10 protein-coding genes and 1 riboswitch are annotated in these 12,977 nt (G+C 51.9%); of the genes, 7 read left to right on the top strand and 3 right to left on the bottom strand.

All coding sequences use genetic code 11. The features are described from left to right. Positions 1-115 precede the first annotated feature (115 nt). Positions 116-505 (bottom strand): response regulator, encoded by a 390-nt coding sequence (locus JUB14_RS06595; protein ID WP_207505078.1) that lies wholly within the window; start codon positions 503-505, stop codon positions 116-118. A 288-nt stretch (positions 506-793) separates the two neighbouring features. Continuing rightward, complete coding sequence (locus JUB14_RS06590) at positions 794-1,003, bottom strand: hypothetical protein (protein WP_207505077.1); 210 nt, start codon at positions 1,001-1,003, stop codon at positions 794-796. Between the two features lie 236 nt (positions 1,004-1,239). Between JUB14_RS06590 and JUB14_RS06585 the strand changes: the two genes are divergently transcribed. From JUB14_RS06585 to JUB14_RS06565, 5 genes are all read left to right on the top strand, one after another. After that, positions 1,240-4,479, top strand: coding sequence for a SusC/RagA family TonB-linked outer membrane protein (locus JUB14_RS06585; RefSeq protein WP_207505076.1), 3,240 nt, complete (start codon positions 1,240-1,242; stop codon positions 4,477-4,479). Between the two features lie 74 nt (positions 4,480-4,553). Further along, positions 4,554-6,149: a SusD/RagB family nutrient-binding outer membrane lipoprotein gene (locus JUB14_RS06580; RefSeq protein WP_207505075.1), complete on the top strand. Its 1,596-nt coding sequence runs from the start codon at positions 4,554-4,556 to the stop codon at positions 6,147-6,149. Positions 6,150-6,274: 125 nt separating this feature from the next. Then, positions 6,275-7,186: an alkaline phosphatase family protein gene (locus JUB14_RS06575; protein ID WP_207505074.1), complete on the top strand. Its 912-nt coding sequence runs from the start codon at positions 6,275-6,277 to the stop codon at positions 7,184-7,186. Positions 7,187-7,206: 20 nt separating this feature from the next. Then, a complete protein-coding gene (locus JUB14_RS06570; protein ID WP_207505073.1) occupies positions 7,207-7,824 on the top strand; it encodes an HD domain-containing protein in 618 nt (205 codons plus the stop codon). Beyond that, positions 7,821-8,030 (top strand): hypothetical protein, encoded by a 210-nt coding sequence (locus JUB14_RS06565; protein ID WP_207505072.1) that lies wholly within the window; start codon positions 7,821-7,823, stop codon positions 8,028-8,030. The genes JUB14_RS06570 and JUB14_RS06565 overlap by 4 nt, the downstream gene beginning before the upstream one ends. 4 nt (positions 8,031-8,034) lie before the next feature. Here the strand turns inward: JUB14_RS06565 and JUB14_RS06560 are convergent, their stop codons facing one another. After that, positions 8,035-9,336, bottom strand: coding sequence for a voltage-gated chloride channel family protein (locus JUB14_RS06560; RefSeq protein ID WP_207505071.1), 1,302 nt, complete (start codon positions 9,334-9,336; stop codon positions 8,035-8,037). Positions 9,337-9,388: 52 nt separating this feature from the next. Then, positions 9,389-9,455, bottom strand: a riboswitch (Fluoride riboswitch). 116 nt (positions 9,456-9,571) lie between these two features. On the opposite strand from JUB14_RS06560, the gene JUB14_RS06555 reads away from it, so the two are divergent. Beyond that, positions 9,572-10,360 (top strand): hypothetical protein, encoded by a 789-nt coding sequence (locus JUB14_RS06555; protein WP_207505070.1) that lies wholly within the window; start codon positions 9,572-9,574, stop codon positions 10,358-10,360. Positions 10,361-10,448: 88 nt separating this feature from the next. After that, positions 10,449-12,968, top strand: coding sequence for a glycosyl hydrolase (locus tag JUB14_RS06550; protein WP_207505069.1), 2,520 nt, complete (start codon positions 10,449-10,451; stop codon positions 12,966-12,968). Positions 12,969-12,977: the final 9 nt, after the last annotated feature.

Raw genomic sequence — 12,977 nt, 5'->3', positions numbered from 1 at the left:
AATGCAATCCTGACAGAATAGTAGTACCACCTATAATATCCTGCAAATGAGTTTCTTCTAAAGAACTCTTGTTAATCCAAACTGTTTTACCTGAACTATTACTTGACCTGGATCTTTAAGAAAGGAAACGGGCAGCTAATTGATCTCCCAGCTCAGAAAATTCCTGAAAGCTGCTGGGTTTGGTGATAAAACTATTAATTCCTGCCTGGTAAGCAGATTCTATAAGGGATTTGTTGGAAGATGTGGAGATCATTACAACAGGAATATCAAGGGTGGTAGCATCAGCTTTAAGAGCCAGGGTTGTTTCCAGCCCGTTCATCTTTGGCATATTCATATCCAGAAGAATCAGGGCTGCGGACAGCGTATCGTTCTGCTGGATCAAATGCAGTAATTCAAGGCCGTTTTCGGCCTCAATTACCTCTACCTGTACTCCTGTCTGCTGGATGGCCTGCCTGATAAGATACCTGTCATCCTGATCATCATCCACTAAATATACTGTTTTCATGCCTTTAGATCAACCATGACACCTTAATGCTGTATTCAACCAGGAATTATTGATAGATGTATTATTGATTAAAGGCTTGAAAGCAAAATAAAATACTACCAGCAACAATAAAAACCCAGTAAATATAATGAAGGTTTGGGAACAAACTCAAGATCCGGAAAGGAAACTAGTCACTAGTATCAGCCAGATTTATTGATAGTCGCCTGTTTATACTAAAAGTAGATCAGGTATACTGCCTCCAGCCACAAATAGTTTGTATCTTTTACAGGAATAGCCTCACAATTGCAACTAAAGCCCCAGTTCACGCGGATCGTAGCCGAAGCGCCGGGCCGAATCTTTCATAATCTCCAGAGCTTCGGTATAGCTAAAAAGCCGCCCCGACAGGTACTCCTGCTCTTCGGGGTCGGCAAATACTTTCTTCCCCTGCAGGTCACGAATATTTTCGTGTATGGTAATAAGTATGTCCTGAAAAAATTCGAGCGATACTTCGGTATTCATAGTGGAACATTAGGGTTGTTTAAAGTCGATTTGAATAGAATAGTACTACAGTAAATACCATTTTATTACCTGAATGTTATCGCTGGAGACCGAAAGAGCACTTTTTCTTCAAGAATGCTTCACATCTGCTTAACCATCTTCTTCAATACCTCCTGCCAACTTTGCGGCGAGTTTTAGGGCCCCTTGATCAAGGCCCTCAAGCTCGTACTTCTTACCCTAATCCATTCAAAAAACGTATGAAACTAGGTGTACAACTCTCCCCCACCAGCCCTGGTAGCAGGTGGTTTTTCACGACACTGTGCCTGGTGCTGGCAGCCTGTCTGACAGCGGCCGCCCAGAAGGTCGTAACCGGACGTGTGACCGACCAGAGCAACGGAGACCCGATACCGGGTGTAAGTGTTGTTATAAAAGGTACCAACTCCGGTACGATCACCGATGCCGAAGGAAATTATAAAGTAAACCTTACCGGCAGCGCTCCAACACTGGTATTCTCTTTTGTCGGGTTTTCGACCCAGGAGGTACCTGTCACTAATCAGACCATCATTAACATAGCACTGAATACGGATACCCGCCAGCTTCAGGAATTTGTCTATACGGCACTGGGTATCAAGAAAGACGTACGCCGTACGGGTGTAGCCATTCAGACGGTAGATGGTGCAACGACCGTTAAAGCCCGTGAACCCAACGCCATCAACGCGCTGGCCGGTAAAGTAGCCGGACTCACCGTAGGTACCCAACCCGAACTGCTGCGCCGCCCCAACATCCAGCTGCGTGGTAACTCGGATGTTCTGTTTGTAGTGGATGGGGTACCTGTCAACTCCGATACCTGGAACGTGAGTCCTGATGATATTGAAACGTACTCTGTACTTAAGGGAGCTACGGCGGCGGCCCTGTATGGCTTCCGGGGTAAGAACGGGGCTATCCTGATCACCACCAAGCGTGGCTCCAAGGATAAGCGCGGCTTCTCGGTAGATGTAAACTCGTCGACCATGATGGATAACGGCTTCTACTCCATTCCGAAGGTACAGGACCAGTACGGCCCAGGTGATCACGGTCGCTACGCCTTTGTAGATGGTAAAGGAGGAGGACTCAACGACGGTGACTACGACGGAGGCTGGGGACCTAAGTTCGAAGGTCAGCCGATCACACAGTACGATAGTCCTATTGACCCCGCGACCGGACAGCGTATTCCTACTCCCTGGGTGGCTCGTGGTACAGACAACCTGACCCGCTTCCTGGAGCCGGGTATTCTCTCGACCAACAACGTATCAGTATCATCTACAGGTGATAAGTACAACCTGCGCTTCTCGACTTCGCACATCTACCAGAAGGGTATAGTACCCAACACGAAGCTGAATATTACTAACTTCAACGTAACGGCCGACTACAAGTTCTCGGATCGTCTAAAGTTTGAGTCGGGTCTGCAGTACAACCGCCAGTACACGCCCAATGTACCGGACATCAACTACGGTCCTAACTCCATTATCTACAACATGGTACTCTGGGCGGGTGCCGACTGGGACGTAGCTGACATGCGCAACTACTGGCAGCCCGGCAAGGAAGGTATCCAGCAGATCTACGCGGAGTACCAGCGTTACAACAACCCTTACTTCATGAGCTACGAGTGGCTCCGTGGCCACTACAAGACCGACATCATTGGTCAGGCGGCTATGACGTACAAGTTCACCGACTTCCTGGATGTGATGCTGCGTTCGCAGGTAACAACCTGGAACCTGTTCCGCAACGAGAAGTTCCCCTACTCGGCTGGTTCGTACGGTCGGGATGAGCGCCGGGGCGACTACCGCGAAGACCGTCGCAACCTGTTTGAGAACAACACTGACGTGCTGGTGCGGTTTGACAAAGATCTGTTCAGCGGGCTCAATGCCAAGGTTTGGGCCGGAGGTAATATCCGTACCTTCGAGTACAGTTCACAGTGGGGCTCGACCGACTACCTCAACGTACCGGGTCTATACAACTTCAGCAACTCGGCCAACCCGGTTCGTACTTCTAACTTTGCTTCGGCCATGCGCGTAAACTCGGCCTACTACTCGGCCGACTTTACCTACAAGGACTACTTTACCCTCTCAACCACCGGACGGGTTGATAAGCTCTCGACCCTGCCTACTGGTAACAATACATTCTTCTACCCATCAGTAGCTGCTTCTACGGTACTATCTGACTACCTGCCCCTGCCGGAGATTGTATCGTTCTTCAAGCTCCGCGGCTCGTATGCCAACGTGAAGGATGGTCTGACCCGCTCGACCATCGGATCTACCCCGGCTCTGGGTGAGGGCAACCCGCTCGGCTACGGTGACCAGTACTACTCGCCTTACGACGGTCCTACCTACCAGAACGCCGCGGTGTACTCGACACCATTTGCCTACAACAATACACCGGCTGCCTACTTTACCAACACCATGAACAACCCCAACCTGCAGCCTAGCTCTACCTCCCAGTCCGAAGTAGGTCTGGACGTCAGAGTACTGCAGAACCGGATTGGTCTGGATGTAACGTACTATGTGTCTAATGAAGGTCCACGTATATTCTCTCTGCCTATCTCTACCACAACCGGCTACGGATCTGCCCTGGTGAATGGTATCAAGACCCGAAAAACCGGTCTGGAAGCCTCTCTGAGCGGATCACCGCTTAAAAGCGTAGATGGTCTTAACTGGGACGTAGTGGCTAACTACTCTACCTTTAAGGAGGTACTGACGGAGATCTATCCTGGAGTAGACGCCCTTAACGTGTTCTTCAAAGTGGGTGACCGCCTGGATAAGTTTTACGGCCGTGCCTTCGCCCGTACCCCCGACGGAGAGATCATCAACGACGCTTCGGGCCGCCCCGTGTACCTGCCCGTAAACCAGTTCCTGGGCCACGTAAATCCTAAGTTTGTATTCGGTATCAACAACAAGTTCTCCTACCGCAACGTCAACCTGAGCTTCCAGTTCGACGGCCGCATCGGGGGTGTAATCTCCAACTACATCCAGAGACAAACCTTCCGCGGTGGTCGCCACATAGCGCTGGTACAGGGTGAAATGGGCGAAGCCCGCTACCAGGATTACCTGGGTAACAAGACGTGGGTAGGTGAAGGCGTACAGGTAGCCAATAACGCCAGCCTCAACTTCGACTCCGAAGGTAAGATCACCAACCTGGCTGAGCTGCAGTTTACCCCCAATACGACCAAGCAGTTCCTGCAGGACTGGGTAAGCCGCTACTACAACTCTGACGAAGGAAACCTGATGAGTCGCTCGTTTGGTATGCTGCGGGAGGTAGTGGTTGGTTATACGCTGCCCGCTTCTATGCTCTCTAAGTCCGGCTTTATACGCAGTGCCTCTATCTCACTGGTAGGCCGTAACCTGCTGTACTTTGCCGAGAAAAAAGACCTGGATCTGAACCAGTATATCACCGATGGCAGCTCCGGACTACAGACTCCTTCGACGCGTCGCTACGGTGTTAACATCAGCCTGAGCTTTTAAGAAATAAGGAGGAAAGCAGGATAGGAGAAATGGCTCCACGTCCTGAAGAACAAATCATAAATACGCAACTAACAATGAAAGTAAAGAACTATATACAGCTTGCCCTTGTGAGTGTTGGCCTACTGCTGACCGGGTGCGAGCAGAGCTTTGAGGAGCTCGAAAAAGACCCTAACCGGGCCGTTACCGCCCCTGCTTCGCTGGTACTGCAGGGCATTGAGTTTGACATGTACAACAACACAGGTCGCCCGTTCAGCTCCGAGATGCGCTGGAACCAGTTCTACGCCATCAACTACAACTACTACGGCAACAACGAGTACCAGTGGTCTGAGATGCCCAATCACTTCTATACCCTCAAAAACGTGGTTAAGATGGAGCAGGAAGCCAAGCGCTCGGGTGCGGCTGATGTGAATCCGTACTCGGCCCTGGGTAAGTTCTTCCGGGCTTTCTTCTTTGATCAGATGAGCGCCCGCGTGGGAGACCTTCCCCTGTCGGAAGCGCTGCAGGGTACCTCAGTCATTACGCCTAAGTATGACTCGCAGAAGGATATCTACCTGCAAGTGCTGAAATGGCTGGATGAGTCAAATGCTGATTTGGCTACACTCATTGCCAAGGGAGAAACTTCGGTAGCGGGGGACTTCTACTTCGGAGGTGATCTGCGCAAATGGCAGAAGGTAGTCAATGCCTTCAAGCTACGTGTACTGACCCGCCTGAGCAAAAAGGAGGGTGAAGCCGAACTGAATATCAAAGGCCGCTTTGCCGAAATGCTGAACAACCCAACTCAGTACCCTCTGCTCACGGGTATGGTTGACAACCTGGAGTTCAAGTCCAATAACTTCAACAAATACCCTTCCAACCCCGATAACTTCGGCTTTGACGCGACCCGTCAGAATATGGCCCAGCTGTACATCGGCCTGCTGGTGGAGCGTAAAGATCCACGGGTAATGGTAACTGCCGAACCGGCCGGTGCCGAACTGAAAGCCGGTAAGCAGCCTTCTGACTTCACAGCCTTTGTAGGAGCCAGCTCCGGCGAAGACCTGGCCGATATGTCCGAAAAAGCGGGTCGTAACAACGGAGCCGGATTTGCCCCCGGCGCGTACTCCTTCCAAAGCCGCTCGCGCTACTACACCACCTACACCGGTGAGAATGTATTCATCGTAGGGTACCCTGAAATGTGCTTCAACATAGCCGAAGGCATTAACCGCGGCTGGGCTACCGGCACCGCCGAAGACTGGTACATCAAGGGGATCAAGGCTTCGCAGGAGTTTTACGGGGTGAAGGATGGTAGTCTTACTATGACATATTCCAAAACCGGTGGCCGCGATGCCGCTGATTTCGCCCGCTACACCGTCGATTTCAACTTTGATACCTACTATGCGCAGCCGCTGGTGAAGTACAGTGGCAACAATATGGCCGGACTCGAACAGATCATTACGCAGAAGTACCTGGCCTTCTTCATGAACTCGGGTATGGAAGCCTACTTTAACTACCGTCGTACGGGCTTCCCCAAGTTCATGACGGGCGTTGGTACCGGCAACTCCGGCCGTATTGCCATGCGCTGGCAGTACCCTTTCTCGGAGCGTACCACCAACGAAGCCAATTACCAATCAGCCATTGAGCGTCAGTACAGTGGTAAAGACGACATCAATGATCTGGTTTGGATACTGAAATAGATCCACACTACTTATTCTCATAGGTTTGGTTATAGACTTAAAGCGGGGGCTCTTTGATCCCCCGCTTTTTTGACACTTATTCCGTATCTTTCTCCTACTCAACACTCCCTTACCACTCACTCTTTATGAAGTACCTGTTACTCATCTGTTCAATCTTGCTATATTTTTCTACACAAGCCCAGCCTGGTGCGGCCCAGCCTGGTGCGGTCCAGCCTGGCCACGTCATTGTCATTGGCATTGATGGGCTGAGTCCGGATGGGGTACAGAAGGCACCTACGCCGGTACTGGACTCCCTGATGAAGTCGGGGGCGCACTCGTTTAATGCCAAAGCTGTATATCCCTCCTCCAGTAGTCCTAACTGGGCTTCCATGATTACGGGTACCTCACCCGCCCACCACGAAATATGGTCCAACGAATGGAAACGTACAGACATCGCGAACCGAAGCTACTGCGGTGGAGCTAATGGTCAATTGTTCCCCACCATTTTCAGAGTAGTACGGGAAAGGATGCCGAAAGCTACCATTGCTACTTTTTATGATTGGGATGACTTCGGTAGGCTGCTGGAAGATGATGTATGTACCGTCAAGGAAGACCGTAAGGGAGAAGATGACACCGCCCAGCGGGCCGCCGAGTACATTGCTACCGAAAAGCCAGCCTTCACCTTTATCCACCTCGACCACGTAGATCACTTTGGCCACGAGATGGGTCACGGTACCCCCGCCTACTATGCATCAGTAAGCAAAGCCGACTCCCTGATCGGTCAGGTTATGAATGCTGTGCGCCGGGCCGGTATGATCAACGAAACGGTGGTGATCGTAACGGCTGACCATGGCGGCATTAACAAAGGCCACGGCGGTACAAGCCCCGCCGAGATCAATATTCCCTGGATTATTTCGGGCAAAGGCATCAGGAAAAACGTGCGTTTGCAACAACCAATTGATACCTTTGATACAGCCGTAACCATAGCGCATCTATTCCGGGCTACTACCCCTACCTGCTGGACAGGTAAGCCGGTACTGGAAGCCCTACAGAAATAATCAGCGAACTACTTACTTTCATGCCCTATACGACTAACGAAATTCTGCACGAGCTACGAGGCCTGTTTGAGCAGTACGGCCAGGAGCCCTATTATGGGGAGGAGGTGTCGCAGTTTGAGCATGCGGCTCAGGCAGCCGAACTGGCCCGCAAGGCAGGCTACGACGAAGAGGTACAACTAGCGGCTTTTCTGCACGATATTGGTCATATGCTACCGGTGGATGATCAAGCAGAACTGATGGAAGGCTACGGTCGGCGCGACCACGAAGGCGTTGCCGCTGACTGGCTCCGCAAGCGGGGCTTTTCGGACAAGGTAGGCGTACTTATTGAGAATCATGTCAATGCTAAAAGGTACCTGACCTATAAGCACCCGGAGTACCTGGCGGCTCTGTCACACGCCAGCCTGCAGACGCTGGGCTTTCAGGGCGGACCTATGCAGACTGAAGAAGCCGAAGCCTTTGAGCGGAACCCTTATTTTGAGCTAATCATCCGGATGCGTCGCTGGGACGAAGCCGCCAAAATGCAGAACTACCCAACTCCTGACCTGAATCACTACCTCAACCTGGTCAGGAATTACTTAGATGCGTTACTTTGTCCCGTTTCAATATCCCACACTCCTTTTGACAACACACACTTATGAAAAACACATTTTTGACCTTACTCCTGCTGGTTCCTCTGGCTGCCACTCAGGCCAGTAGCCCAGTTGCCAGTAACACTGTACCATCTACTATTTTTTTACAGCAGGTACCTGCCGACAAAGAGGCTCCCAAAGAACAAACGAAGAAAAAGAAAAAGCGAAAGCTACGTATCCGGAAGAAGGTCATGAACACGCCCAGAAGCTTTTAGATCACTACTTCTTTTTCAGGCTTTTGATTTGCAAGAGGCTCTTTCCGGTGCTTCGCCCGAATAAGCTATGCTTGGGGCTGCCCACTACCTGAGAGGAGTAAATGCCGGTGTGCCCTGAGAACAGGTAGGCAGTTACACAGGCTATTCCCACAAACACACCACATTCGATACCAAATAACTCGATGCCCATGATGGTACAGGCAATGGGGGTGTTGGTAGCCCCCGCAAAAACGGCGACGAAGCCCATCCCGGCCAGTAGCGCCACGGGCAGGGGAATGAATAGGGACAATGCATTACCCAGGGTAGCTCCGATGAAGAAAAGGGGGGTAACTTCACCTCCCTTGAATCCCGCTCCCAAGGTAAAAGTGGTCAGTAGTATTTTGAGCAGGAAGTCATAAGGGGGTAGTGGTTCGCTAAAAGCCGCAACGATGGTAGGTATGCCTAGGCCAATGTACTTCGTAGTACCTAACAGATAGACTACTACGGCCAACACCACGCCCCCAAAAACCGGCCGCAGGGGCGGGTAGCTGATTTTGGCTTTGAATACATCGCCAAAAAAATGGACGATAAGGGAGAACGTCAGAGCGGCCAGTCCAAACAGGATACCAGCGAATATGGCCCATAGTATACCCACCGGCTCGGCTTCCGGCACGAAAGGAATTGAGTAACTGGCATGCCCTACCTCCCACCAATGGCAGGTGTAATCGGCGATCACAGCGGTTAGCAGACTGGGGAAAAGTGCCTCGTACCGCAGGAATCCGATGGTGAGTACCTCAAGCGCAAACACGGTACCCGCCAGTGGCGTACCAAACACCGAGGCAAAACCGGCGCTGATTCCTATCACCAACAGTACCTTGCGGTCGCGGGGCTTGAGGCGGAACCACCTGGTAAACTGATCAGCAATGGAGCCGCCTATTTGTACGGCAGTTCCCTCTCGTCCGGCCGATCCACCGAACAGGTGCGTGACTAAGGTACCAAACAAGACCAGAGGAGCCATTTTGAGCGGAATAATCTGCCGGGGACTGTGGAACTCCTCCAGAAGCTGGTTATTGCCTTTGACTACATCCTGACCCAGGTAGTGGTAGCTCAGGCCGATGATCAATCCACCCAGCGGAAGTAGCCAGATGATCCAGGTGTTAGTTTCGCGGTAGTTGGTAACCCAGTCGAGTGAAACCAGGAACAGAGCCGAGGCCGAACCGGCCAGTATACCAACGATAGCTGATATAAACAGCCACTTTACAACGAATAAAACATAGGAGGTTTGCTCAAATGAGCGAAGAAGAAGCTTTACTTTGGTTGAGATCATGGTTCGGTGCCCGGTCATAATTGGTACAAAGATAGTCTACGATGACAGTTGTCATTCAGTAGGCGCCATCATTCCCAAAGTTGGGACGGTTCCGGGCAGACACCATTGCCTCTGACACAAAGGTAAGAGAAACGTATAGAAAGTAGTGTATAGGAATGTAACACAGTAATAAAATGAGTTTCAAGTATTTTAATGCAACAATCTAAAAATGAGTAAGCCCTCAACTAGTACTCTAATGAACCTGCTCTCCCAACTCCGCCAGCGGAACGCCCCGCTGTACTATGCTGGCATCATTCATCTGGTAGCGGCAGGTGTTACTATGCTGCTCATTCTGTTCAGTCAGCAGCAGCTTTTAGGAATAAATATCTGGATAAAGCCTTTTAAGTTCATGATTTCAGTGAGTATCTATCTATTTACCCTAGTCTGGCTGATAGGAGATATTCAGAATAAACGGTACGTCCGCCTTTTTACCTGGCAAATTATTCTATGTATGGGTATAGAGATGGTAGCCGTTATCATGCAGGCTGCCCGCGGAGTCAAATCACATTATAATACAGACAGTACAGATGGCATTATTATCTATGCGCTGATGGGCCTGTTCATTATGTATAATACCGTATTGGTAGTTACTCTCACCTACCGCTACTGGCGGGACAGCTTTCCTTCTTTATCCCGTCCGTACCTTTGGGGAGTACGTCTGGGGCTTCTTCTATTCCTGATTGGTAGTATAGAAGGAATGTATATGTCATCGCAGGCCGGTCATACGGTAGGCGCCGCCGATGGAGGTTCCGGCCTGACTTTCCTCAACTGGAGTACCCAGTACGGCGACCTTCGCGTAGCCCACTTCATCGGACTACACGGCCTGCAGGTACTTATGCTCCTGGGCGCCTGGCTTGGTAATAGGTCAGCGGGTACCTCCCGGGGTACGTATTGGGTAACCGCGGCCTTCCTGCTCATGCTGGGCTTTACCATCCTGACCTACTGGCAGGCCATCCACCAGATCCCCCTGCTTTCGTTAAAGTAAACCCGTACTACTTTGTAAGAAATAGGCATGAGCCGTAGGTGTAAAAGCCGCACATTGCAGTCTGTATTTCTAAAATCAACCTATACCAATGCGCTTTTTATACCTGTTCCTGCTGTTTTTCTGCTGTCTGCGTCTTGATGCTCAACCGGTTTCGACCACCAAACCCTGGACCCAGTGGTGGTGGATGGGTAGCGCCGTTACCAAAGAGGACATAACCACGCAGCTACAGCAATTATCCAAAGCGGGTATGGGAGGCGTAACCATCATCCCTATCTACGGCGTTAAAGGACACGAGCAACAGTTTATCCCCTACCTAAGCGACAAGTGGCTGGACGTGATGCAGCACGCCGTACGGGAGGGGCAGCGCCTCGGCATGGGTGTAGATATGGCTACGGGTACCGGCTGGCCTTTTGGTGGTCCCAATGTCAGCAAAGAACTGGGGGCGCAGAAGTGGAAAGTAGTGGAAGGCCAACTAGTGGCAGAACCTACCCGCCAGCAGGTAAAACGATCCGCACCCGGCGGAGCGGGACTGGTACTCGATCCGTTCAGCGCCAGTGCCATGGACAAGTACCTGACCTGGTTTGATTCGGCGTTCACCAAAACCAAAACCCGTCCCCGTGCTATGTACAACGACTCCTACGAGGTGTACGGTGCCAACTGGGCGCACGATTTCCTGTCGGAGTTCCGGAAGCGCCGGGGCTACGACTTGCAGCAGCAACTCCCCCTCTTCCTGGACAGTACCTCCAGCGTAGCCAGTACGCTGGTCAAGATAGATTATCACCAGACACTCTCCGAGCTGCTACGGGAGCGCTACGCCCGCCCGTGGATACAGTGGAGCCACAAGCACGGCTTCGTGACCCGCTACCAGGCCCACGGCTCGCCCGGTAACCTGCTGGACCTGTACGAGGAAGCCGACATACCCGAAACCGAAGCCTTTGGTACCAGCAAGTTTCCTATTCCCGGAGTCCGGATTGACCCCGATTATGAGGTAGACCGCTTTGGTGCTCCTCATCCGCTGGCAATGAAGTTTGCGTCGTCGGCCGCTCATTTTTCGGGCAAGAAGCTCGTAAGTTCCGAAACGGCTACCTGGCTGGCCAACCATTTTAAAGTGTCCCTGTCGCAGGTAAAGCCTCAGATCGACGAACTATTTACCGGCGGTATCAACCACATCTTCTACCACGGCACTACCTACTCGCCCGCCCGGGCAGACTACCCCGGCTGGCTATTCTATGCCTCTACCAACTTTGGTCCCACTTCCCACTTCTTTGAGCACCTACACCTGCTCAACGGGTATATTGAGCGTTGCCAGAGTCTACTGCAGAACAGCCAGCCCGACAACGATGTACTGGTGTACTTCCCCATCCATGACCTGTGGGCCAAACCCGCCAAGTCGTCGGGAGGTATCCATCAGCTGGAGGTACACCACGTGGATCGCTGGCTCCTGCAACTCCCCTTTGGCCAGCTCACCGAGCAGCTCTGGCGGCAGGGGTATGCCTTCGACTTTGTGTCGGATGCGCAGCTGTCACGGCTGAAAGCCGATAAAAACGGCGTAATCAGTACCGGAAGTACCACGTACAAAACGCTCCTCATTCCCGCCAGTACCTACCTCCCCGAAGAGACACTGGACCAGTTGATCCGCCTCTCCAAAGCCGGAGTTAAAATCGTATTTGCCGGAAACGTACCTACTACCGTCGCCGGTTTTGGCGAACACGCGGCACACCAGCAGCGATTTGAGGAGAAACTGAAAATCCTGCAAAGTGGTAGTGGCGTATCGGCAGGTGCTACCTGGCAGCAAGTGCTGAATAAGTACGCAGCCCAGGAAACATGGGCGGAGCAAGGCCTTACCTTTATCCGTAAAAAGCAGAATGACAACACGCTGTACTTCATCGCTAACCTGAACGACCAGTACCGGGGCGGATGGATCAAACTGGCCCACCTGAAAGGTACTGTCGAAAAATACGATCCGCTCACGAATCAGACCACAGTACTTCCTGCCCGCACCACTGCCGGACAGCCCGAAGTGTACCTGAAGCTACTGCCGGGTCAGTCGTGCTTCGTACGAGCGGCAACGACTAAAAAAACAGCCCCGGCTCCTACTACCAACCAACAGGTACACGCGCTGCCGGGCCAGTGGAAGCTAGACTTTGTAAAAGGCAAACCTTCATTACCTGCCCCCACTACCCTATCTGCCCCCCAATCCTGGACTTCCACATCCGACTCAGCCGGGTACTTCACCGGTACGGCGCGCTACACCCTCCGCTTTGACCTGCCCGCCTCAGTCGCCAATAGCAAGAGTGTGACACTGGACTTGGGTGATGTGCGGGAAGTGGCAGAGGTTCGCCTCAACGGTAAGCCCATCGGTACGGCCTGGTCAGTACCCTTTGTACTGGACATAGCCGGAGGCACTTTAAAGCCAAAGGATAACCTGCTGGAAGTAGAGGTCAGCAACCTTTCGGCTAACTACATGCGGCTAGTGGATAAGCAGTCGCCGGGTTGGAAGAAGTTTTACGACATCAACATCGTCGATATCCAGTACAAGCCCTTCGACGCCTCCAAGTGGGAACTGATGCCTTCGGGACTGCTGGGGCCGGTTAGGTTGGTGTATTAGTCCTATACT

The sequence above is a fragment of the Telluribacter humicola genome (assembly GCF_017355935.1).
GTDB lineage: Bacteria > Bacteroidota > Bacteroidia > Cytophagales > Spirosomataceae > Telluribacter > Telluribacter humicola.
This window is presented reverse-complemented; position numbering and strand designations above follow the sequence as displayed.